21 protein-coding genes are annotated in these 23,689 nt (G+C 61.4%); 10 read left to right on the forward strand and 11 right to left on the reverse strand.

What is annotated here, in order from left to right; all coding sequences use genetic code 11:
• The first annotated feature begins 221 nt into the window (after positions 1–221).
• Positions 222–995: a phosphodiester glycosidase family protein gene (locus tag N2597_RS12000; RefSeq protein ID WP_009993519.1), complete on the forward strand. Its 774-nt coding sequence runs from the start codon at positions 222–224 to the stop codon at positions 993–995.
• 131 nt (positions 996–1,126) lie between these two features.
• Here N2597_RS12000 and N2597_RS12005 read toward each other — a convergent pair whose 3' ends face one another.
• The gene (locus N2597_RS12005; protein ID WP_183599217.1) at positions 1,127–3,007 is read right to left on the reverse strand and encodes an ABC transporter ATP-binding protein; all 1,881 of its coding nucleotides are present in this window, start codon (positions 3,005–3,007) and stop codon (positions 1,127–1,129) included.
• Between the two features lie 223 nt (positions 3,008–3,230).
• Between N2597_RS12005 and N2597_RS12010 the strand changes: the two genes are divergently transcribed.
• Positions 3,231–3,632 (forward strand): GFA family protein, encoded by a 402-nt coding sequence (locus N2597_RS12010; protein WP_009995622.1) that lies wholly within the window; start codon positions 3,231–3,233, stop codon positions 3,630–3,632.
• A 57-nt stretch (positions 3,633–3,689) separates the two neighbouring features.
• Here the strand turns inward: N2597_RS12010 and N2597_RS12015 are convergent, their stop codons facing one another.
• On the reverse strand, positions 3,690–4,163 hold the full coding sequence (locus N2597_RS12015; RefSeq protein WP_009995621.1) for a VOC family protein: 474 nt from the start codon (positions 4,161–4,163) through the stop codon (positions 3,690–3,692).
• Between the two features lie 297 nt (positions 4,164–4,460).
• Here N2597_RS12015 and N2597_RS12020 point away from each other — a divergent pair, with 297 nt between their 5' ends.
• Both N2597_RS12020 and dapB read left to right on the forward strand, forming a co-directional pair.
• Positions 4,461–4,676, forward strand: coding sequence for a hypothetical protein (locus tag N2597_RS12020; protein WP_106796669.1), 216 nt, complete (start codon positions 4,461–4,463; stop codon positions 4,674–4,676).
• Positions 4,677–4,846: 170 nt separating this feature from the next.
• Positions 4,847–5,617 (forward strand): 4-hydroxy-tetrahydrodipicolinate reductase, encoded by a 771-nt coding sequence (gene dapB, locus N2597_RS12025; protein ID WP_183599215.1) that lies wholly within the window; start codon positions 4,847–4,849, stop codon positions 5,615–5,617.
• 72 nt (positions 5,618–5,689) lie between these two features.
• On the opposite strand, the gene N2597_RS12030 is transcribed toward dapB, so the two are convergent.
• From N2597_RS12030 to N2597_RS12040, 3 genes are all read right to left on the reverse strand, one after another.
• Positions 5,690–6,637: an ornithine cyclodeaminase family protein gene (locus N2597_RS12030; protein WP_038689653.1), complete on the reverse strand. Its 948-nt coding sequence runs from the start codon at positions 6,635–6,637 to the stop codon at positions 5,690–5,692.
• A 96-nt stretch (positions 6,638–6,733) separates the two neighbouring features.
• A complete protein-coding gene (locus N2597_RS12035) occupies positions 6,734–7,240 on the reverse strand; it encodes a GNAT family N-acetyltransferase (protein WP_106796668.1) in 507 nt (168 codons plus the stop codon).
• Positions 7,241–8,042: 802 nt separating this feature from the next.
• The gene (locus N2597_RS12040; protein WP_183599213.1) at positions 8,043–8,861 is read right to left on the reverse strand and encodes a helix-turn-helix transcriptional regulator; all 819 of its coding nucleotides are present in this window, start codon (positions 8,859–8,861) and stop codon (positions 8,043–8,045) included.
• A gap of 97 nt (positions 8,862–8,958) precedes the next feature.
• Here N2597_RS12040 and N2597_RS12045 point away from each other — a divergent pair, with 97 nt between their 5' ends.
• The 3 genes from N2597_RS12045 (at position 8,959) to N2597_RS12055 (ending at position 12,402) form a co-directional block, all read left to right on the forward strand.
• Positions 8,959–9,879 (forward strand): phytanoyl-CoA dioxygenase family protein, encoded by a 921-nt coding sequence (locus N2597_RS12045; protein WP_183599211.1) that lies wholly within the window; start codon positions 8,959–8,961, stop codon positions 9,877–9,879.
• A 232-nt stretch (positions 9,880–10,111) separates the two neighbouring features.
• Positions 10,112–11,515: a pyridoxal phosphate-dependent decarboxylase family protein gene (locus N2597_RS12050; protein ID WP_077989392.1), complete on the forward strand. Its 1,404-nt coding sequence runs from the start codon at positions 10,112–10,114 to the stop codon at positions 11,513–11,515.
• 101 nt (positions 11,516–11,616) lie between these two features.
• On the forward strand, positions 11,617–12,402 hold the full coding sequence (locus tag N2597_RS12055; protein ID WP_096761943.1) for a class I SAM-dependent methyltransferase: 786 nt from the start codon (positions 11,617–11,619) through the stop codon (positions 12,400–12,402).
• Positions 12,403–12,473: 71 nt separating this feature from the next.
• On the opposite strand, the gene N2597_RS12060 is transcribed toward N2597_RS12055, so the two are convergent.
• Entirely contained in the window at positions 12,474–12,896 is a 423-nt protein-coding gene (locus tag N2597_RS12060; RefSeq protein ID WP_009990113.1) for a TIGR02594 family protein, read from the reverse strand.
• 657 nt (positions 12,897–13,553) lie between these two features.
• Between N2597_RS12060 and N2597_RS12065 the strand changes: the two genes are divergently transcribed.
• The 3 genes from N2597_RS12065 to N2597_RS12075 all read left to right on the forward strand — a co-directional run bounded on the left by N2597_RS12065 (position 13,554) and on the right by N2597_RS12075 (position 16,827).
• Complete coding sequence (locus N2597_RS12065; protein ID WP_038692620.1) at positions 13,554–15,455, forward strand: potassium transporter Kup; 1,902 nt, start codon at positions 13,554–13,556, stop codon at positions 15,453–15,455.
• Between the two features lie 99 nt (positions 15,456–15,554).
• On the forward strand, positions 15,555–16,331 hold the full coding sequence (locus N2597_RS12070) for a dioxygenase family protein (RefSeq protein ID WP_039620553.1): 777 nt from the start codon (positions 15,555–15,557) through the stop codon (positions 16,329–16,331).
• Positions 16,332–16,545: 214 nt separating this feature from the next.
• On the forward strand, positions 16,546–16,827 hold the full coding sequence (locus N2597_RS12075; protein ID WP_038689666.1) for a hypothetical protein: 282 nt from the start codon (positions 16,546–16,548) through the stop codon (positions 16,825–16,827).
• Between the two features lie 111 nt (positions 16,828–16,938).
• Here N2597_RS12075 and N2597_RS12080 read toward each other — a convergent pair whose 3' ends face one another.
• The 5 genes from N2597_RS12080 to N2597_RS12100 form a co-directional block, all read right to left on the reverse strand.
• Positions 16,939–18,408: a right-handed parallel beta-helix repeat-containing protein gene (locus tag N2597_RS12080; protein WP_183599209.1), complete on the reverse strand. Its 1,470-nt coding sequence runs from the start codon at positions 18,406–18,408 to the stop codon at positions 16,939–16,941.
• Positions 18,409–18,786: 378 nt separating this feature from the next.
• Positions 18,787–20,280: a right-handed parallel beta-helix repeat-containing protein gene (locus tag N2597_RS12085; RefSeq protein WP_077989395.1), complete on the reverse strand. Its 1,494-nt coding sequence runs from the start codon at positions 20,278–20,280 to the stop codon at positions 18,787–18,789.
• 330 nt (positions 20,281–20,610) lie between these two features.
• The gene (locus N2597_RS12090; RefSeq protein ID WP_096761946.1) at positions 20,611–21,822 is read right to left on the reverse strand and encodes an ABC transporter permease; all 1,212 of its coding nucleotides are present in this window, start codon (positions 21,820–21,822) and stop codon (positions 20,611–20,613) included.
• A 4-nt stretch (positions 21,823–21,826) separates the two neighbouring features.
• Positions 21,827–22,966: an ABC transporter permease gene (locus tag N2597_RS12095; protein ID WP_077989397.1), complete on the reverse strand. Its 1,140-nt coding sequence runs from the start codon at positions 22,964–22,966 to the stop codon at positions 21,827–21,829.
• Positions 22,963–23,667, reverse strand: a complete 705-nt coding sequence (locus N2597_RS12100; protein WP_039620563.1) for an ABC transporter ATP-binding protein — start codon at positions 23,665–23,667, stop codon at positions 22,963–22,965. The genes N2597_RS12095 and N2597_RS12100 overlap by 4 nt, the downstream gene beginning before the upstream one ends.
• Positions 23,668–23,689: the final 22 nt, after the last annotated feature.

Below are 23,689 nucleotides of genomic sequence, written 5' to 3' on the forward strand. Positions count from 1 at the left end.
CACCTACCGGTTAGCGCCGATACCACATCGAAAAGGCATTCGACGCGGCGGAGCGAGTGCGCCGGCATATTTGCATTCAGAGGCCACCCAGCAGCAATTGTCGGTTGCCGGTCACAGAAATGCGATTATTGCAATATTTACGGAGTTCCCACGCCCCGCAGTGCCGCCGGAGCGGAAATCGGATTCCAGCTCGGCGGCGGCAAATCGGATGCCTGACCCATATGACCTATCTGAAACCTGGCATGCTCGCTCTGGCCTTGATGCTGGCAGCCCTATTGCCCCTGCACCACGCGCAAGCCGAGCAATGCGGACAGGAGACTTTCGATGAGGCGAAATACGTCGTCTGCACATTGGAAGTGGGGAAGGTCGACCTGCGTCTGTTCTGGAAGGGCGCCGACGGCGAGCCTTATCGCGCTTTTTCAAGCCTTGCCGAAGCCGTTCGCGCCGAAGGGCGAAAGCTGACTTTCGCCGTCAATGCCGGCATGTACCGGGCCGACTTTTCGCCGTTGGGACTGTATGTCGAGAACGGCAGGGAACTGAAACCCGCCAATATGGCGGCTGCCGAACGCGCCGCCGGCCAGGTGCCGAATTTCTACAAGAAGCCGAACGGCGTGTTCTTTCTGGGCGAAGCCGGCGCCGGTATCCTACCGACCGACGCGTTCCTCAAACTCGCCCCCAAGGCGCGCTTCGCCACCCAGTCCGGCCCGATGCTTGTCATCGCCAACAGGCTCAATCCAATCTTCATCATCGGTTCGACGGACCGCACCCGGCGAAGCGGTGTCGGTGTCTGCGAGAACGGGACCGTTCGCTTCGCGATCAGCGAAGACGGTGTCAATTTTCACGATTTCGCGCGGCTCTTCCGCGATCGTCTGCAATGTCCGGACGCCTTGTTTCTCGATGGCGGACGCGGCGTCGGCCTTTACAGTCCGGCGATGGGGCGTAACGACTGGTCGTGGCACGGCGGCTATGGCCCGATCTTCGGGCTGGTGGAATAGCCCGCGGGTAAATTGCATCGAGACTCGCAATCGTCATCCGGGCCTTTGCATTCGGCCGAACATCGATATCGATCACGACGGCGGAAAGCGGACGCAGATATGACAGCGATTTCCATCACCGCCGTGCGCGATCAGATCGCCGGCGAGGCCGGCAACGGATCGTCGATGTCTTCAGGAATGAAACCGCCGGTCTGGCGTTTCCACAGGCGGGCAAACAGGCCGTCGCGTTCGACCAGTTCGTCCGGCCTGCCCTCTTCCACGATCCGCCCGTGATCGAGCACGACGATCCGGTCCATCCTGGCGATCGTTGAAAGCCGATGCGCGATGGCGATGACCGTCTTGCCCTCCATGACGAGGTTGAGCCTTTCTTGGATTGCGGCTTCGGATTCGCTGTCCAGCGCCGAGGTCGCTTCGTCGAGCACCAGGATCGGCGCGTCCTTCAGCAGCACGCGGGCGATGGCGACGCGCTGCCGCTGGCCGCCAGACAGTTTGATGCCGCGGTCACCGACGAAGGCTTCATAGCCCTTGCGGCCCTCGCTGTCGGCAAGATCGGTGATGAAGGCATCGGCGCTCGCCATCTTCGTCACCCTTTCTATCTCTTCCTGCGTCGCCTCCGGCCGGCCGTAGCGGATATTGTCGCCGACCGAACGGTGCAGCAGCGCGACGTCCTGGGCGATGACGCCGATGGCGCGGCGAAGGCTTGACTGCGTGACCGCGCGGATGTCCTGTCCGTCGATCAGGATCGCGCCCGCCTTGATATCGTAGAAGCGCAGGAGCAGATTTGCGAGCGTGGTCTTGCCGGCCCCGGAGAGGCCGACCAGCCCTACTTTCTCCCCCGGCCGCACCGTCAGCGACAGATCGTCGATCACTGGTTTGCCCGACTTATAGTCGAAGCGGACATTCTCAAACCGGATCTCGCCCCGCTGCACGGCAAGTTCGCCCGCATCTGGCCGGTCGCTGATCGTCGGCGGCGTGGTCATGACGGGCATGGCGTCCTTGATCGTGCCGATCGCCTGGAATATCTGCTGGCCCATCTGCAGGAAGACGAAGATCTGCGACGACAGCCGGTTGAGGATGTAGACCGCGCCGACGAACTCGCCGACCGTGAGGAAGCCTTTGACGAGGCCGGAAAATCCGATCGACAGCATGGCCAGCCACAGCAGCGTGTTGAGAACCACGACGGTCACTTCCGACGAGCGATAGATGCGCTGCTCGCTGTGCTGCGTCTGCACGGCCTTCTGAATGATGCGGCGGATTGCGCCTGCCTCACTGTCTTCGGCCGCAAACTGCTTGATCATCTGCATGTTGGTATAGAGATCGGTGATGGCCCCGGCCACCATGCTGCGCTGCTTGGCGGTGCGGCGCGAACGCTCGACGAAAACAGGCACGATCCTGGCGGTGAATGCGACGTTGAGCGCGATCCATAGGACGACCGGCAGGGCAAGCTGCCAGGCCAGAGCGCTCAACAGAATCACGGAGCCGACCAGTTGCATCAGGAAGCGCGGGATGGTCTGGAAGCCGGCAAGAATCTGCTGCTGGACGGCGGACGATACCTGCTGCAGCCGCGAGGAAACCTGCCCGGCATAGAGATCATGGAAGAAGGCAAGGTCCTGCCGCTCCACCGCCTTGTGGCCTTGCCACTGAATGGCAGCGGGCATGGCGATGCCCAATGTGTGCGAACTCAGCGTGTTGAGCGTGAACGAAACGATCGGCATCACGGGAAAGATCAGAAAGCCGAGGACAGCAAGCAGCAGCCATTCCTTCTCCAGGAAGGCGGCAGCACCTTGTTGCGTCACGCCATCGACAATGACCGAAAGCCCCCAGACGATCGTCAGGTTGATCACCTCGAACACCATGGAGCAAAGCGCAAGTGTGATCAGCACGCCGCGAAACATCGAAATGAAGTGCAGAAGGACGGCCACGGGCCCCTTGGACGGCAGCGGTCGATAGGCAATATCGAGCGGCCTGATCCAGGTTTCGAAAGGACGATAGATCGCATCTGAGATCGACATTGGCCACCCGGAGCAAATGGGGAAGAGACGTGGACTCAACTACGCCAGGTCGGATGGGATCATCTTCCGGCCTCAACCTCAATTAGAAATTTCAAGATGATCGAATGGACGTTATCGCGATGGCTCGGGCCCGGGAAGCAACGTCGCAATGTCCAATTGCCGTCACTATCCGATTGAGGCAGGATTCGGCGTGTGAAGAGGCGTAGAGGTTGAACGCACGCGCATGCTGACGGGCTCATGTCATTGCGGCAAGACGAGTTGGACGCTCGAGGGCGATCCCGGCTCGATTACCGCCTGCAACTGCACCCTCTGCCGACGCTACGGCGTTCTGTGGGCCTATGACTATGAGGGTGAGCGTATCGCTCTAACCGGGCAGACCGCTTCCTATACCCGCGCCGGCAGGGAGAACTCATCTCTCGAAATTCTGTTCTGCCCCTCCTGCGCCTGCGTCTTGAGCTGGCGCGGCCTGCGGCTTCAAAAGGATGGCCGCCGCCGCATGGCCGTCAACATTCGGCTTGCGCCCCCGGATCTCGTCGCCGACCTGCCCATCGATCACTTCGATGGGCTTGAGACATTCGAAGACCTTCCCTCCCAGGGACGCTGCGTGCGCGATCTCTGGTTCTGAAAAACCCCGCCATGCACGTGCCTCGGCCGGGGCGCCGATCGTCCGCGCCGGGCCGGCTCAGCCGCGCCGGGCGGCCTCGATCGCGGCAACGTCGATCTTCCGCATGGTCATCATCGCATCAAAGGCGCGCTTTGCCTCGTCGCCACCTGCGGCCAGCGCCTCGGTCAACACCCGCGGCGTAATCTGCCAGGACACGCCCCATTTATCTTTACACCAGCCGCATTCGCTTTCCTGGCCGCCATTGCCGACAATGGCGTTCCAATAGCGGTCGGTCTCCTGCTGATCCTCGGTTGCGATCTGAAATGAGAAAGCTTCGCTGTGTTTGAACGTAGGACCGCCGTTCAGACCAATGCAAGGAATACCCGCAACAGTGAATTCGACAACCAACACGTCTCCCTGCTTGCCCTCGGGATAATCTCCCGGCGCACGAATGACGGCACCGACGGCGCTGTCCGGAAAAGTCGCGGCATAAAAGCGGGCGGCAGCCTCAGCCTCTTTGTCGTACCATACGCAAATCGTATTCTTCGCCATCACGGGCCCCTTTCGCTGTTCGTTTCCTGCTCCCTCTGAAGTAAGAGCCGAACCGTCTATCTCCAGCCTATGCAGAATATTTCCTGCAGATGAGGATCGAGCCGCCGCATCGGCGGCGCTGGCCTTGGCAACGCATCGAGCCGCGGCCTCAATCAACGCGGCAGAAGTCCGAGCCGGCATAGAAATCGAGCCCGGCGCCGCCAGTTGAATCCAATTCTACGCGGCGTGGTTTTTGTGTCTTCAACACAAAACTCGTGTCAGACTGCCATGCCTGCGCGACCATCGGGAGCCGAAGCCATGCATAAGTTCACCGTATCAATTACCCGCGAGATCGAGGCCGATACCGCCGAGGAGGCCGCTCTGCTTCTGTATCAGGAATTATCAAAGGGGCCGATTCCTGACACCTACTCGGTCACCGACGAGACGCAGGTGACGACCAAGGTCACGCTGGACCGGAATAAAGCTGACGAGTTTGCCAGCATCGATCATACCGCCGACCCCGGCAATTGGTAGATGCCAGGCAGCCCCGAGAAGGCGCCGGGCCCGGCGCCGGCATCATTCTGATCGCTGTCTTCGCGGAAATACCGATCCTACTGGTTGTCTACACCATGGCTCTGTTTTATTTGCGTCCAGCTCGACAAAACCCCTCCGCCAGCGCTCACCCTCCTGAGTTAGGAAAGAACGTGACCACACCGATCAAAGTAGCCGTCGCCGGCCCGAACGGCCGCATGGGCCGAGCCATCTTGTCGCTGCTGGCAGCCGATCCGGATTTTGCCTTCGTCGGCGGCATCGGCCGTGAGGCCGCCGCGGGCGCCGGGTTGATCGATCGTTCGGCTGCGATGGCGGCCGCCGACGTGATCCTGGATTTCACGACGGGAGCTGCTGCCGCCGAACTTGCCGGTCTATGCGCCGCGGCGGGCGGACCGGCTCTGGTGATCGGCGCCACCGGTTTCGAGCCGGACGAAGTCGAGCGGATCGCCGAGGCCGCGCGCACCATTCCGATCCTGCGCTCCGGCAATTTCTCGATCGGTGTCAACATGCTGGTCGGCCTCGTCACCCAGGCCGCGCGCGCCCTTCCTGCCCATGGTTGGGATATCGAAATCCTGGAAGCGCATCACAACAAGAAGATCGACGCGCCATCCGGCACGGCGCTGATGCTCGGCGAAGCGGCCGCCGAAGGACGCGGCGTTTCCCTCGCATCCGTCGAGCGGCGCGGGCGTGACGGCATCACCGGTGAGCGGCCGCCCGGCGAGATCGGCTTTGCCGTGCTGCGCGCCGGCGGGCTCGTCGGAGAACACAAGGTGCTGTTTGCCGCCGCCGAGGAAGTTCTCACGCTTTCGCATTCGGCTCTCGATCGCGGCATGTTCGCCCGCGGTGCGCTTGCCGCTGCCCGCTGGATCGCAGGGCGCGCGCCCGGCGAATACAATATGCGAGACGTCCTGGGCCTGACGTGAGAAGGGCGAACAGACGCTGCGCGCACCACGATCGGCCATCATCCTGAGGTGCCCCGAAGGTGCCTCGAAGGGTCATCCTGAGGTGCCCCGAAGGACGAGGGCTGGTGATCGGAGTATCGCCGACGCGACTACGACTTCCGTTCCCGCCAGACCCACCGAGCAGAACAGCGTTATCTCCGCGGACGATCGCCGACCGGCCGCTTTCCCGGCAATGATGTCGGCAAGATCGGCCATGCGATCATCGTTGCCGGAGCCGGTGAGGAAAAACGGCGAAGCATAGGCGAGCGCCTGTTCGGGGGAGTCCGTCGCGATCACGGCTGCGGCATCGGCGACATCCAAACCGAGTTCGTATCCTTGAAGCGTTTTCGGGCCGACGGTGGTGACATGCACGCCGGGCTTCAAATCCCGCGCATAGACGACAGGCGTTAGGCTCGCGGTCGCGCAGATGACGATGTCGGCGTCATCAACGGCTTTCGAGACGCTGTCGACCGGTTCCACATCAAGCCCCAGGGCCTGCTGCATCTCGCTTGCGAAGGCTGCGCGATTTGTCTCGTCGCGGCTATAGACGCGGGCGCGGTCGAGATTGCGAACGGCGGCCGCCGCGGCAAGCTGGGTTCGCGCCTGCGCCCCACTGCCGATGATCCCGATATTCCGGGCATCAGGCGCGCTGAGATGGCGGATGGCGAGCCCTCCGATGGCGCCGGTCCTGAGGCTGCCGAGGCGCTCGCCGAGAATGACGCCCTCGAGCTTGGCGTCGTCGGCCGACCACACGGCGACGATTTGCGTATGCTCCGCCCCATTGAATGTGTCGTAGACGCGAAAACCCGCGATCGGTTTCTCGCCCATGAGGCCGCCGACCGTGAAAACGAGATCGCCTCGATCGGGGAACGAGACATGATGCCGAGGCGGAGAGATCAAGCGATTGCAGGCTTTCGCGAGAAACGCGGCCTCGAGCGCGTCGATGGCGATGGACATCAAAGCGCCGCCGACCAGATCCTCGTCTTTCAGAATTTTCGTCATGGCACACCTCCCGCTCGTGGCCGCATCCTGCGACCCCAACCGCGGTTGAGGTCAAGAGGTGAGATAAACCGTTACGCGAAGAAACCCGTGTGACGCCTAATCCACGATACGGCGCGCCATCATCACGTCATCGATCTCCCTGCCCTCCTCGAGCACCCCACCGGGAATCCTGCCGACCTCCGAGAAGCCCTGGCGCTGGTAGAAGCGAATTGCCGCGGGGTTCTCCGCGCTGACGAAAAGTTCGAGCTGCCGAATCCCAGTCGCGCGCGCATGATCGGCAACCACGTCCAGCAATCTGCCCGCAAGACCGGTCCCGCGCAGGCTCTTGCTGATGTAGACCATGATGATCGTCGCACGATGAGACATTTTGCTCGAGCGCTGCCGAAGCAGGCCGGTTATGCCGACAGGTTCGCCGTCCTGGAACGCCACGAACACCGGCTCATTCAAGCGACTGCGCCACTCTTCCTCCGAAAGAGCCTTCCAATCTTCGAGGCGGCTGGCAAAGGAGGACGGTTCCACACGAAGCGCTTCCAGGCGGATGCGCCGGAAAGTCTCCACCTCGTCTGCCTCGATAAGCCTGATCGTCACACAGCTCACATCCATCGCAACCTCCTGCAATCAACCCGCTACTGTCAATACTGACAGTTCGGGCCAATGCAATCGAGGCCGGTGACGATAATCGTGATGCGGCAGTGCAGCCGTGTGGATGCCCAACCTCAGGTCGCCGGCACCGAAGCGTGGAGCAGCCTGAAATTGCCGACTGTTATTCTTTAGGCTGTACACTTTGATAGTCGCAGCAACCGGAGACAAGCATGAGCAGCGTTACCAGACTTCTGCTTCACTGCATCGGCGTTCCCACCCGACCGCCCTTTCGTGCAACCGATGAATTGAATGGATCCTCCGCCGGCGAATTCGTTGGCCGGAGGTCCCATTGGTCGGACCGTTGGACGGGCGGTTGATGAGGCGCAGGCGCAGGAGTTGATCCTACAACCAGGTCATCCGGCCGGATCGGCGCACTGCCGACTGTCCCGGTCGCAGTGTCGTCGATCATTCGCTCGGCGACAAAATGGTTCGACCCGTCCGTGTCGAACGGCGCGATCTGATGGATGACGACGAGAAGGACTAACCCAACCGTCGAGCACACGAGCGCGTAGAGAACAAAATATCTCAGTGCATATCCCTCGCTGATTGGCAGAACGACATTGACAGAACTGCGAATGATATTTCCATATCTTTGAGCGATACTTACAGAAAAGGCAATGGATTTTAAAGTTACCCGGAATGATTAAAAGACACAGCAGGAAATCGCTAACAATATTTAAAATCACCTCACGTAATGATCGATTTTATCCTACGTGTCGCGGCTAACGCGAGGGATCCTCATATAACGGCTAATTCCGCACGCTCACATCCTCCGGTACCGCGCCCGAAATTGGCTTGGGCTGCAACTTTCACGCTCGTGAAAGAGGCGCGAGAAATAAAACGGATCGTCGATGCCGATCCCGGCGGCGATTGCTTCAATCTTTTCATCGCTGGTGGCCAGCAATTGCTTGGCATGGTCCATGCGGATCCGAAGCTGAAATACCTTAGGCGGCAAACCCGTCTCAGCCACGAATTTGCGCCGCAGCGTGGCCGGCGACATCCCGTGCTCCACGGCGAAGGCGGCAAGGTCGAGCGGCTGTAGCGCCCTCGCCCGCAACGTCTCGATGATGTCGCTGGCATCAACCTGGCGTCCGCTCACCGCAGCGCTCGTCTCCTTTGCGGCCGAGATCACGATGTTATGCAGCGCCGATGCCGCTGAGGCCTGACCGAGAGGGGTGTCGTTGATGAGATCGGCCTGCAGAGATGCGAAGAGCCGCGCCACCTCCTCGACATGGCGCAGCGCCACCACGGGCTGCCGCTCGGCGATCAGGTGCAGGCGCACGAAATCACGCGTGAACGAGCCGTCGAACAGCGCCCACCGCTCATCCCAGCCGGCCTCATCCGGCCCATAGGAATGGAGGCGATTGGGAAAGAGCCAGAAGAGCGCCGGTGCCCCGATATGCCGGCGCCCGCCAGCGGCGGTTTCCAGAAAACCCTGCCCGCGCTCCACCAGCACCACTGCAAAACTCGGCAGCTTCCTCCTCATTACGGCATGGCGTGCATGCTGTCTGCCGCTCCCGGTGACGGCAAGCCCGCCGGCCGCGTCCAGCGGCGACCGATAAATCGCCTCAGCCGCTCTCATATTGAGCGAAAAGTCCAGCTATGACTTTCCTCCATGTCCTCAGGTCCTTTTCATCGCCTATTTGGAGACACAATAATCCAAGCGATGGGTGGGCGAAATGTCAATTTCTGCAAATGCCGAGGCGCGAAAAACCGATCTTTCCCTTGCCGCCCATGGCCGGACGATCCCGGCGGAAAGGCTTGGCCCGCTTCAGTCGACCGACCCGGCCATCGGTATCGAGGCCATCCGCCGCCGCTATGAGGAGGACGGCTACGTCTGGCTGAAGGGCCTCCTGCCGCGCCCCGAAGTGATCGATTTTCGCCGCTGGGTCTTCTCCCGCCTTGCCGAAACCGGGCTGCTGGCACCAGGCCATGATCTTGCTCTCGGCATCGCCGCCGCCGAAGGCGTCGACTGGAGCCTGGCCGACCGGCGGCTGATGTCGATCGTCCGCTCGGCCGCCTATGAGGGTTTCTGCGCCCAGCCGCCGCTCGTGCGCTTCATGGACGCCTTTCTCGAAGGCATTTCCTACCTCCATAAGCGCAAGCTGATGCGCTATACCAAGCCGGGCACGGCGACGGCCACTCCGGCCCATTACGATCTCGTCTACCTCCGCGGCGGCACCAACCGGCTGGTGACTGCCTGGATTCCGATCGGCGACATCCCGGTCGAAATGGGTGGCCTCGTCTATCTCGAAGGCTCGCACGCCATCGGGCGGGGCACGGAGGCCGAATTCCGACGCCGCAGCGGCGATCTCTCGCCGGAGGAGCGGATCAGCGCCTATAACAGCCATATGGCCGAAGGCGGCTGGGTCTCGAAGGATCTGCCCGACATGGCCGAACGCTTCGACACCCGCTGGCTGGCCGCCGATTACGAAGCCGGTGACGTGGTCCTGCATTCGCCCTACATGATCCACGCCGCCACCACCAACCAGGATCCCGCCGGACGCCTGCGCCTCTCCACTGACATCCGCTTCCAGAACGTCGATGACGAAATCGACGCCCGCTGGAGCAATCACTGGAGCCTCGGGGATATGCTGTAGCGACGACGGCCGCGCAGGAACGAACGGACCTGCACCCATCCGATCGCCCTCAGGATCTCGGCGCTGCCCATTTCCTGATTGCCGACCGAATGCCTCGCGAATAGGTCGTGGTGCCCGCCTGTTCAGAGGAGCGGCAAGACAGCGTCGGCAAGATCGGCTAGACTGCCTGCGTCAACAGCTTGCTTTGAGGAGGTTCTGACAGGGGCCGGCAGCCGTTGGCGCGGGGGATCCGATGTCGGCAATCGCAACTCTGTTTCAGGAGGCCGCCCGGCTTGCGGCCGGGTTTCGGGAAAAAGCCTTTGCCCGCCATGTGCCAAGCAGCGATTACGCCGCCTGTCTTGCCGTCTTCGACGAGCCGCTTTCGGCGACGGGCGCCGATATGCTCGATGTCATCCGGCAGCTCTCCGACGGCGCCGAACCCGGACTGCATGCAACCACCGGTCCACGCTTTTTCGGCTGGGTCATCGGCGGCTCCCATCCGGTCGGTGTCGCAGCCGATTTCCTCACCAGCGCCTGGGGCCAGAATGCCGGAAACCATTTCGCCGCTCCGGCTGCGGCAGCCGTTGAAACCATAGCGGCGCGGTGGCTTCTCGACCTCCTGAAACTGCCGGCTGAAAGCTCGGTCGGCTTCGTGACCGGCGCCACGGTGGCAAATTTCACCTGCCTTGCCGCCGCCCGCGGCGAGGTGTTGCGAAAAGTCGGCTGGGATGCGGATGCCGACGGCCTGTTCGGCGCACCTGAGATCACCGTGCTGATCGGCGACGACGCTCACACAACCGTCTTCTCCGCGCTTCAGTTCCTCGGTCTCGGACATGACCGTGTACTGCGCCTGCCCACCGACACGATGGGCCGGATCGACCCGGCGGCACTTCCCGGCGCACTCGAGGCGGTCGACGGCCCCTTGATCGCCGTTCTTCAGGCCGGTCAGATCAATACCGGCGCTTTCGACGATTTTGTCAGGCTCATTCCGCCTCTGAAGGCGAAAGGCGCCTGGGTGCATGTCGACGGCGCCTTCGGATTGTGGGCGCAGGCATCGGCGAAGGTGAGCCATCTCAGCCGCGGCATCCAAGCGGCCGACAGCTGGGCGACCGACGGCCACAAATGGCTGCAGACGCCTTATGATTGCGGTTATGCGATCGTGCGCGACGAACTCGCCCATCGCCGCGCCATGACGATCGCCGCAAGCTATCTGCCGCTCGCCGGCGAAGGCGAGCGTGATCCCTCCCATTACGTGCCGGAGCTTTCGCGGCGCGCCCGCGGTTTTGCCACCTGGGCGATGCTGAAACATTTCGGCCGCAACGGCATCGAGGCCCTCGTCGACCAATGCTGCGCCTCGGCCCGTCTGATGGCCGACCGGCTCGCGCGCGAACCCGGCATCGCCATTCTGAACGAGGTGGCGCTGAATCAGCTCGTCATCCGTTTCGGAGCCGATCGCCCGGACGACGAAAGCAACGCGCTGACGCGAAAGACGATCGAAAAGATCCAGGCGGACGGGATGCTCTTCGCCGGTGGCGCCAAATGGCGCGGCCGCGACGTCCTGCGCCTCTCCGTCACCAACTTCCAGACGACATCGGATCAGGCCGAACTGGCGGCGGAGAGCATCATCGCTGCGTTCAGGAGCGTCAGCCGAGGGTGATGCCACGGCGGCGTAGCCGCTATCCTGTTCCGTTCGCCTTCCCATTGCCATAGACTGCAACTATAGCTTGCCGCCCGTTCGAACCGGGCAAGGAGAGAGCCATGAACGCCAATGACGTTGCCGCCCATTGGGAGAGCAATGCCGAGACCTGGACGATCTATTCCAGGGCAGGTTACGACAAATATCGCGACGCGCTGAACACACCGGCTTTTCTGAACATGCTGCCGCCTGTCGCGGGCCTGGCAGGACTCGATCTCGGCTGCGGCGAAGGTTCCAATACCCGCGCCGTCGCTCGTCTCGGCGCCCGCATGACGGGCCTCGATATTGCCCCAACCTTCATTCGCTATGCCCGCGAGAGCGAGACCCAGGCGCCGCTGGGCATAGACTACGTGCTCGGCGACGGCCAGAGCATCGACTTTCCAGAGGCGAGCTTCGACTTCGTTACCGCCTTCATGTCGATGATGGACATGGCCGACCAGCGTGGCGTGCTGAAGGGCGTGCACCGTATCCTCAAATCCAGCGGCTTTCTGCAGTTTTCTATTTTGCATCCCTGTTTCGTGCCGCCCAAGCGCCGCAATGTCCGCAACGAGGCAGGCGAGCCGATCGCGGTCGAAATCGCCGAGTATTTCGACGAGAGCGACGGCCGGATCGAGCGCTGGATCTTTTCATCCATACCTCAAGCCGAACGGGCGGCGCTGACACCATTCTCCATACCGCGCTTTCACCGCACGCTTACGACTTGGGTGTCGATGATAGTCGAAGCCGGGCTTGTCATAGAAGCCTTCGGCGAACCCATGGCTTCAGCTGAAGTGGCGCTGGCCGAACCCGTTGTTGCCGACACACGCATTGCGCCGATCTTCCTTCATGTCAGAGCGCGCAAGCCATGAGCCCGCCGCTATCGAGGTTGGGATCGAACGTCAAGGAACTCAGAATGCGCTTCGTGACTGGCGGCCCACTGTCATCGTCGAACGGCGATGACAGAGCTCGCGCGGTATCGTGACAGCTGTACCCGGTTGGATTGATTGCCGCCGAACAGATAGACGTATTGACGCCGCTGGTCGAAATGGTCGAACAGGCTGACGTGGAAACGCCTGCCGCTTCGGATCACCACCACGTCGCCACGCCTGGCCGAGCGGGCGAAAACGGGCTTGCCGAAGTTTTTCCAGGAGACCGCCATATTTGGATTTGCCGGCGGCTGCCGCGAGGATCGTTTGGCGATGAAGGCGAGGAAGGCGCCGCACCACGACGTTCTGCGGGGATTGATGTCGAGGAAAGAGATCGAGCGTTCGTGCATGCGGTCGTATCTGGAAGCCGTACGCAACATATCGGCCTTACAGGGGATGGCGAAAAGCGTGAGGGCCATGACGAGAATAATTTTCATTGTTTCTCACCATTGTTTGGACAATCTGGAATATTCGAAATGTGGCGAAGAAAAAATCGCGGTCGGGAACGTATATTCGAATAATGGCAGTAATTAGAAACAATCTTTCCGCGAATTTTTCGAAATTGCGCAGATAATCTCGCAGCATTCCAGAGCAATACTGTCTCTAAAAGGTCATTTCGGAAAGTTCTGCCTATCGCAGCTAAAACCTGAATTCTGCCGCAGAATGGGCCATTGACGTCAAACGACATTGGATGACGTCGCATAGCGCCGTCACCACCCGCACGGCTTATAGTTCCACCGATAAACATAATACTTTCGGCGCAGACGGTAATACGTCGTCGATTTTGAGACTCACCGGATCAGGCCGTGGCGGAGATCGCACTCAGCTCCTCAAGATCGAGATCCCGCACCAGCTCGTGCAATGTCTCATCGTCCGATCTCTTGCCGTCTGCGTCATGCCAGCAGCGCGACGGAGGGCGGCAGTCCGAGCCTGTGGATCGAAAATCGATTCATTCCGGCCGGTTCCGGGCCATCATACCAGCCCGCATTTGGCGGCTAGCCGTCAAGAAAAGTTTGCATCGGCGCGAATTTACTTGCCGTTCTCCAATGCGGCATATGTTTCTGCTTGTAAGCAAGCGGTATGAGCGGGGAACCATGACTTCAACACATGCAGACAAAACCGGTGACGCCGGCAGCCGGAGCGGCTTTGTCGGGTTGGTCGTCGGCGCAATCGGCGTCGTTTACGGCGATATCGGCACCAGCCCGCTCTATGCCTTTCGCGAGGCGCTGAGGCCCTTTGCCGCCGATGGCATCCACGAGCCGGAGGTGATCGGCCTGATTTCGCTGATGGTCTGGACGCTCACCGTCATCGTGACCTTCAAATATGTTCTGTTTCTTCTCAGGGCCGACAACGACGGCGAAGGCGGAACCCTCTCGCTTCTCGCCCTCCTGATGAAGAAAATGGGGCGAAACGTGCCGGTGCTGTTCTTCGCCGGGCTGATCGGCGCCGCCCTCTTCATCGGCGATGCGATGATCACGCCTGCCCTCTCGGTGATGTCGGCGCTGGAAGGCCTGAAATTGGTCACCCCGGCCTTCGCTGACTACGTCCCGCTCGCGTCGGCTGCGATCATGATCGTTCTCTTTGCCGTCCAGTCGAGAGGAACGGCCGCCGTCTCGATGTTTTTCGGGCCGATAACGGTCTTGTGGTTTCTGGCGATGGCGGTCGGCGGTGTGATCCATATCGGCGACGACTGGAGAATTTTGGCCGCGCTCAATCCGCTCAACGCGCTCTCGTTCCTCGCCCATGCCGGAACCGTCGGCCTGATCGTGCTCGGCGCCGTCTTTCTGACGGTGACGGGCGCCGAAGCACTCTATGCCGATCTCGGGCATTTCGGGCGCCGCCCGATCCAGACGGCATGGTTCGTGCTCGTCTTTCCGGCATTGCTCCTGAACTATCTCGGTCAAGGCGCTCTGGTTCTCGCCCATCCCGAAACGGCGACAAACCCGTTCTTTCTGATGTATCCCGATTGGGTCTTGCTGCCGGTGGTTATCTTGGCGACGATGGCAACGATTATCGCCAGCCAGGCCGTCATAACAGGCGCGTTTTCGCTCGCCCGTTCGGCGGTCCATCTCGGCTTCCTGCCGAGACTGCGCATCAAATTCACCTCGGAGACCAACACCGGCCAGATCTATGTGCCGAGCGTCAATCTGCTGCTGCTGGTCGGCGTGTTGATGCTGATCTTTTCTTTTGGCGATTCGGAGTCACTGGCGACCGCCTACGGCATCTCGGTTACCGGTACCATGGTCATCTCGACGATGCTGGCCTTCCAGTTCCTGCGGGCAGTGTGGGGCTACTCCCTCGTGCTCGCCACCGCCCTTCTGCTGCCGCTCTTCGCCATCGAAGTCATGTTCCTGGCGGCCAACCTGATGAAGATCCACGACGGCGGTTGGGTTCCGGTCGCCCTGGCGCTGGCGATCATGATTTTGATGTGGACATGGACCCGTGGGCAGGCCTACCTGAAGAGACTGCGGGCCAACAATGAGATCCCCCTCGATTCCTTCATCAAATCGATCGAGCGGAAGTCTGACCATGCGCCGGTCACCGTTTCGGGAACGGCGGTCTTTCTGACCAGTGTCCCCGACCGGACGCCGAGTGTTCTGCTCCACAACCTCAAGCACAATCATGTGCTCCACGAACAGAACGTCATCCTGACCGTCTGGACCGAGGACGAGCCTTATGTCCCCGACAGCAGACGCATCAAGATCAGCCAGCTTTCGCCGCGATTTGTCCGCCTGGACATCACCTTCGGCTTCATGGACGATCCGGATGTCACCAGGGCCTTGGCTCTCTGCCGGGAGGCGGGTTTCAAGTTCGAGATCATGAAGACCTCCTTCTATCTCGGTCGCCGCAACCTCGTCAGAACGCCGAACACCGGACTGCCCGGCTGGCAGGAACGGATCTTCATGGCGTTGGAAGGCTTTGCGATCGACCCGTCCGATTATTTCAACCTGCCGTCAAATCGCGTCGTCGAGCTCGGCGAACAGGTCGCCATCTGAGGTGCGAGGATCGTCTCGCTGCCGTCGATCATTGCCGGGATTTAACTCGAAATCCCGGTCCATTCGCTTTACACGCTCTTCTGCGGCAAGGGAGGACAGATGAAGAGGCGGACCCTTATGCTTGGCGGTGCGACCATTGTCGCATCATCCGTCGCTGCGGCCGCATTCTGGCCGCGGCGACATATCGCCGTGGCCGCCAGGACATTCGACTGGAAGGGCACTGATTTCCTCAGCGGCGGCACACGGTCCGTCGCATTGGAAAAGCTGCCCGCGCCGCTCTTCCGGACGCGCCCGAATTGCGTCGCGACCGTCGCCCAGACCCTTGGCCCCTGCCATGTCAACGACATCCCGGAGCGTCAGGACGTCACCGAAGGAAAGGCCGGGCTGCCCTTGCGGCTGGCCGTCCGCATTGTCCATGCAGCCGATTGCCGACCGGTCGAAAACGCCGATATCGACATCTGGCATACCGATCACCGCGGCATCTATTCCGGCCGGGAAGCGGCTGACATGTGTACGCTCGACGATGCCGAGGCGATAAGCGGGCTTGCCTTCCGCGGCCGCCAGCTGACGGACGCGGCCGGGCAGGCAAGCTTTTTGACCGTCTATCCCGGGTGGTACAAGGGCCGCACGCCGCATGTCCACTGCCGCATCCTTGTCGAAGGCAGGGAACTTCTCGTCAGCCAGATCTATTTCGACGATGCGCTGAGCGACATCGTCTATGGCGGGCATCCCGACTATCGCCAACGCCCTCCCCGCGATACCCGCAACGATGAGGACGGCCTCATTCCGCGGGACGCTGTCGATTACATATTCGATTTTGAAAAGCTCGATGGCGGCGTGCTTTCCGCCACGATTACCATCGGCCTTTCCGCCTGAGCTGACAGGAGCGAGAAACTTTCCTGCATCAGCGATGAAACCAGAAGCAGCATTTCTGCGTACTACCTCTCGACAGCAGCACCTCACCAGGCATGTCTCGTAAAAGTGTGCAACGGTTTTGCGATAAAGACATGCGTGAAAACAAGACCTGAAGCGTGCCAAGCGAATCTGAAAGATCGCGACACGCTTTAGATTGAGGCAGCGAGGGATGAGCATGATCAGAAAAGAAGGCATCGCTCCCATTGCCAGGCATGCCGCCGAACAGGGGCTGGCCAGGCTGATGATGAGATTGCCCGCCACGCGGGCGACGATCAGAGCCGCCGCAGCGAGCCGGCCCCATCTCTACGAATTGTGCGGCGCCTATGGCGAAGCCTGCTCCGTCCTCGACCGCATGCGCAAGGATAGATCGGCCGATCCTGCCATCATCGCTGAATATGAGATCATTTGTGCGGAAATCGAAGCCGACGTCTTGCGGAGCCTGTTCGGCGACCGCTGAGTGTCCTGCCGCTACGGCATCTAGAACCCTTTAATGCAGAACAGGATTCAGATTCTAGGCCGACCGGGCCTAAAATCATCCTAGTCGTAGCGGCGATGGGACCGGCTACCCTCAGTGCAGCATGCCGTCTTGCAGGATGGAGACGGTCGGCGCGTCAGCTTGTGAATGATGAAACGGCTGAGCTGCGATCTCTTGATGGAAAATTCCGCTGCCGTTTTCCGGGCCGACGAGATCGGCAGCTTCGATCGTGACGCCGTGATCGCCGTTGCCAAGGGTCGGCCCGTGCTTTTCGAAGGCCGCCTGGCCGAAATGACGCAGCAGCAAGGTTCCATCCGACACGCCGTTTTCTCCGACAGGATCGTCGTGCTGGGCGCCCGCCTTGTCTGATGCGGTTTTGTCGGCGCTGAGTTTCAGGCCGTCATGGGATGTGAGCCCGGTGTCCGACACGAGGTTGATGCTGGCATCCGTGGCGGCCAGACTGTCGGCGCTTGCAAGTGTGACACCACCTTCTTCGATGGTCGTGTTGTCGCTGACGGGAAAGGTGCCTGCGGCAATGATCGACGGGGAGATGCTGAAAGGCGTGACATCGCTCGCAATGAAATTGTCGTGGAAGGATCCAGATGCGGGTCGGTCGACCTTCAGCGCCGCCTGCGTCAGGTCATCGAACAGGTTGCCGTAAATATCGATGCCCTCACGAACATAGGTCGTCGTGCCGGCTGCGCTGACCGACACGCCCCACACGCCGTCATGGATATAGTTGCCGGAGATATCGTAGTTGCGGGTATCGCCCTGGTCACCCAGGCCGATGGCGTAAGACCAGCTGTAGCCGCCATAGCCGGAGATATCATTGTCATGGATGGCGACATTGGTGCCGGCCTGCGCGCTGATCCCGAAGCCGCCGCCGATAATCGTATTTCCCTCGATCACCGCATCCACTGGCCGCACCAGCGTCAGCACGCCTTTTGGCGTCACCGCCCCGGTCTGATCAAAAGTATTGCCGCTGATGACGATGTTCTTGCTGTCGTTTAGTTGCACGGCATCCGCCGCGGTGCCGTGGGCGTTGGTGACAGTATTGTTGAGAAGAGTGACGCCGTTGATCTTCTCGATCCAGATGCCGTCGCCGTTGACGTCGTTGATGGTGCTGTTTTCGATGGTGATGTTCGAGCCGGTCCGGAAGGTGATCGAACCGGATTTGGACAATCCGGTGTGGTCGACCTCGACATTGCGCACGGTCCAATTTGAGACATAACCGGCGTAGATAGCCGCGCCCGATGTGTCGGAGATAGCGATGTTTTCGATGACGATGTTCGACGCATAGAGGCTGTGAATGCCGTCATTGGGGCTATGGATGACGGGGGCGTCGCCGATGCCGTAGCTGCCGATGGTGATCGGGGCATCGACAGTGCCGGAATATTTCAGGTCGAGCTGATCGTTGAACACGCTTCCGGCTGCGAGCAGGACACTGTCGCCAGGCTGCAGCTTCAGGCTTTCCACCGCCGAGAACGACGCAAAGGGCGCGTCCTCGCTGGTACCGGCGTTTGTGTTCGCGCCAGTCGCTGAATTCACATAATAAATTGTCATATCGCCTTGTTCTCGCATTGTCGCTCAGCCGTCTCAAACGGCTGAGCGCGTGGATCGGATGCGGTCGGGGGCTGAGGCCATATAGGATGGCGTTCGATTGCCGTTATGGCGGCGACAGGCAATGGGCCTGCCTCGCTCCCGAGATGTGCCTGGCGGTGGCTACATCCCAAGCAATACAACTTTTAAGAAAATAATCTAGAAAACAACGACTGAAAGGTGAACGAACGGTAACGCCACGTCTGACAATTTACGTTACGGGAGTTGGACAATATGCCGACGAGCGCTCGCTGGCCGAACAGCGACGGCGGCTGGGGGAGGCGCCCGTCCAGGGCGCCTCTGCGTCAGGTCGGAGAGAGATCGGGCTGGATAGCCCACCCCTCAGCTCAGCAGGCCATCCATATGGATGAAGACGGTCAGCGTATCCCAGTCCTTATGCTGCGAGGTGCCATCGTTGACCCCGTAGCTGAAGGTTTCGCTCACATGTCCGTCATGATCGGCAGGCAGCTTCGTCTCATCGAGCGTATAGGCATAGCTGCCATCCCGGTCGACATGGATAGTGCCGTATTCCCCGGTCAGGGTCAGGCCGTGCTTGCCGACGCTTTCGTCGCCGAAGCGGCGAAGCGCCAGGGTTCCATTGTCGGAGCTGTCGTTTTCCAGGAGATTGCCGCGATGGGCCTCGCCCGTATCCGTGAAGATCTTCAAATTGTCATGAACCGCGACAACCGCCGGATCCGCCATCGCGTCCGTCGTTGCCGCCGCCGTGGTGGCAGTCGTTGCCAGCGCCGTCTCGACATTGGCGACTGTATGGTTGTTGCTGATGGAAAAGGTACGCGCGTCGGCGACGGCAGGCGACATGCTGTAGACGTCGACGCCGCTTTCGATCGTATTGTTGTAGAATGAGCCGGATGCCGGCCGGTCGACTTTCAGCGCCGACTGCGTGAGGTCGTCGAAGACATTGTCATGGACCTTGATACCGCTGCGGACATAGCTCGTGCCGTCGACGGGAGCGGTGACGACCACGCCCCACGCCCCGTCATGAATATGGTTGCCTGCTATATCGTAATCTCTGCTATTACCCTGATCGCCGAGACCGATGGCGAACGACCAGCTGTAACCGTGAAAGCCCGATATGTCGTTGTCGCGGATGGCGACATTCTTGCCCGCGGGGGCGCTGATGCCGAAGCCGCCGCCGGTCAGCGTATTGTCCTCGATCACTGCATTGGTGGCTCGCACCAGCGCTATGACGCCTTTCGAACTATCGGCTTGCGTCTGATCGAGATGATTGCCCTGGATCAGAATATTGCTGCTGTCGTTCACCTGGACGGCATCGGCCCTGGCGCCATGGCTGTTGGTCACCGTATTGTTGAGGAGTTTGACGCCATCGACCTTTTCGATCCAGATGCCGTCGCCTTTGACGCCCGAGATCTTGCTGTCTTCGATCGTGATGTTCTTGCTGCTGCGAAAGGTCACCGAACCTGCTTCGGCCGACGATCCCGCCTTGTCGATCTCGACGTTGCGCACCGTCCAATTCGAGACATTGCCGCCATAGATGGCCGCACCGCCAGTGTTTGATATCTTGAGGTTCTCGATGACGATGTTCGAGGCGTAAAGACTGTGGACGCCGTCATTGCCCCCATGAATGACAGGCGCCGCGCCCGTGCCGTAACTGCCGATCTTGATCGGCGCATCGGCGCTGCCGGAATATTTGATATCGAACTGCTCGTTGAACACGCTCCCCTTGGCGAGAAGCACGCTGTCGCCCGGTTTCAGCGTCAAGGATTCAACTTTGGACAAAGTCGCAAAAGCCGAGTTCTGGCCCGTTCCGCTGTTGCGGTCGGAACCAGTCGCTGAGTTCACATAGTAGATTGTCATATCGCCATGTTGCCCTGTTCGTCGGATCGCTATGTCGCCGCGCGATCGGCCGGGGTCGGCTGATCGGAACGCGGCGGGGCAACCGTCCATGGCAAGAAGGCGAGAAGATGTTGTCAATGCGGCAGCGAGAAGGTCCTTCCGCTTTCTTCCCCAGTCAATCGGCCGAATGTCGGCCAGGTCGAGATAGCTGCAACCCAGGCCGAGAAATCAACGACTTCGGGGCGAATAAATCGCGGTTGTAACGCCGCCGGTCTACCTCGTTCGGACTACGCAAGCAGGTGATTCGCCCTAAGGGAAGGCTGGCGCGAGCGACAGACAATGAGGAGCACCCTACCCCCTCGCCCGCAACGCCGCACGCAGTGGCAGCTGCGCGGCCGCCAGCGCCGGCAGGGCGCCGCCGATCATGCCGACCGCGAGCCCGAGCAGCCCGGCAGTCAAGATCACATCAGGCGTAACCTCGAGCTGGAAAGCCATCTTGGTGTGGTTGGCGCCCATCGTGCTTGCCTGCCAACCGTCGAAAGCCAGCCTCGAGGCGAGGACGCCGAGGCCGGCGCCCGCCAGCGAGAGCAGGACCGCCTCCACCCAGCTCGCCGCGAAAATCGGCAGCCGGGCGAAACCGAGGAGGCGCAGAGTAGCGATCTCGACGCTACGGTCGGAGACCGAGCTCATCATCGTATTAAAGGCGCCCGCCGTCGCTCCGATCGCCATCAACAGGGCAATCGGCCAGCCGAACACTCGGATGAGGCTCGCGGTCCGCTCGGCCTGGCCGGCATAGAAATCGATCTCCGAGACGGCGGCGAGCGGCGTGCCGGGCAAGGACGACAGGCGATCGCGCAAGGCCGCCAGTGCTGTTGAGGGATCGCCTCCGCCATCGAGCCGCACCCGCAGGCTCTGCACCTGCCCGTGCTGGTCGAAGGCCGACTGCACCGGCTCCAGATCCGCCCAAAACTCGGATTCAAAAGCGCTGCCGTCCGACGTGAACTGCCCGACGATCCTCCAGTCGAGCGCACCGAGCCGGATCGTGTCGCCGACCGCAAAGCCGGGGAAGGTGTCCGCGATGCGGTCGCCGACAACGATCTCGCGCGCACCCGGCGAAAACAGCCGCCCTTGCGAGAGCCGCGCGCGCTCGCGCAAGGCAGGGCCGGTCACGTCCATGCCCCTCAAAGACAGCGTCTGCTCCGTGCCGTCGCCTTGCCTGACATCGACGGGCACGACGGTTTCGCGCGACAAAGCCGGCTCGCCTGCTCCGTTGCGAGCAATCCCGGTATCGCCGCTCATGGCGGCAAGGCTGCGGATTGCTTCGGCCGGCACCTCCGAGCCCGTCTCCTGGTTGGTGCCGCCGCCGAGAACGATGGCGATATCGGGCGAGCCGGCGCCGGCAAGCGCGGCCTCGAAGCCGCGCGCCATCGCCAGAAAGCCCGCCAACACCGCCACGACGAGGGTGACCGACAGCACCATCGACAGCGAGATCGCGAGCCGCCGGGGCAGACTGCCGAGATTGACTCTGATCATGAGAAAGATCTGCTTGAGCGCTGACGACATTGGACTATCTCGTTCTGAAGGCGTTGATGATCGGCAGGCGCATGGCGCTGATCGCAGGCAACAGCCCGGTCAGCAGGCCGAGCCCCGCGATGATGGCGAAAGATTTGATGAGAAGGGTCGCGCCGAAAACGAGGCCGAATTCCGGCCCGATCGAAAGCGTCGCGAGCTTGGCGAGAAGGAGCCCGCCTGCGCCGCCGAGAACGAAGATGAACAGCGTCTCGCCGACGACAAGCGCCATGATCCGCCCACTGGAAAAGCCGAGCACCTTCATAACGCCGATCTCGAAACGACGCTCGCGCACGGCAAACAGCATGGTGTTGATCGCGATCATCAGGATGGTGACGAAGGCCGCACCGACGACGAGGCTGACGATGAGGCGGACATCGGCGAGTTGCCTGAGAAACGCCTCGAGGAATTGCTTTTCCGATTGCGTCCTTGTTTGCGCCGCCGAATTGGCGAACAGAGCGTCGATCCGCGCCGCCAGTATGCCTGGCGACACGCCCGGGCGCGGACGCACCACGAAGGCGTCGACCGTATCCTTGTCGCGCGCACGCGCGGCATTGAGCGCGTCATAGCGAGCCAGCATGAAATAGGTGTCGGTGCCGGCATCGCCGCCCTCGAAGATGCCGGCGATGGTGAAGTTCCAGTTCCGGCTGCCGTCGGCCCTGGTCAGTTGGCCGGTAAAGCCGATGCGCTGGCCGACCGACCAGCCCTGAGCCTCCGCCAGCGCCCTGCCGACCAACACGCGGTCGCCGCCCTCTTCGAGCGCCGCGGTCAGCTCCGGCGTCAGCCCGAGTTCTTCGCCGTTGGCCGCCGCAATGGCCTGCGGCTCGACGGCGCTGACGACAACCACATTCTTCTCGACCTCGACGAAGCCCCGCATGCGCGCGGTATAGGCGACGGCGGCGACATCGTCCTCCGCGGCGATCCGGCTGAGATAAGCAAGCGGCAGCGGCAGCCCGCGGCCTGCCTTGTTGAAGACGCCGAGCAGGTTGTCGCTGGCGCCCGCCGCTCCCTGGCTGCCGGCAACGAAGCTCGCCGTCAGCCCGTAGATCAGGAAGGCGACGCCGATCGAAAACATCAGCAGGATAGCGCGCAGCCGCTTGCGCCAGGCATTGCGCCGCATGAGCTCGAAGAAGGTCATCGGCCGGCCCTTTCCTCGCTGACGAATTCCCCCTTGTTGAGATGCAGCGTGCGCCGGGCGAAGGCGGCGGCCTCGGGATCATGCGTGACCATGATGATCGTCTTCTGAAGCTCGCGATTGAGAAAGCTCAGCATCTCCAGGATATCATTGGCCGATCTTCGATCGAGGTCGCCGGTCGGTTCGTCGCAGAGCAGAAGATCGGGATCGCCGACGATGGCGCGGGCAATGCCGACGCGCTGCTGCTGCCCGCCCGACATGCTCGAGGGAAACTGCCGCTGCCGGCCCGCAAGGCCGACGAGTTCCATGACGGTATCGACGCGGGCCCGCCGCTCCTTTCGACCGAGCGGCTTCAGAAGCAGCGGCAGCTCGATATTCTCCGCGGCATTCAGCATCGGCAGCAGATTGTAGAACTGGAAGACGATGCCCATTCTGTGCGCCCGCCACGCGGCCCGGGATCCCTCGCCCATCTGCTCGAGACGGCTGCGGCCGATCCTGATCTCCCCGGCATCGGGGCTGTCGATGCCGCCAAGCATATTCAGCAGCGTCGATTTTCCCGAGCCGGACGGTCCCATGACCGCGACGAAATCGCCGCGCGGAATGAAAAGGTCGAGGCCGGAAAAGATTGGTATCGTTTCCGTCCCGATCCTGAACGCCTTTCTGACGCCGGCGAGCGCGATGAAGGGGTCTTGGCTGTCGGTCATTGTTTTGCTCCTTGGTGATGGA

The organism is Rhizobium sophoriradicis (genome assembly GCF_025200795.1).
Lineage (GTDB): Bacteria > Pseudomonadota > Alphaproteobacteria > Rhizobiales > Rhizobiaceae > Rhizobium > Rhizobium sophoriradicis.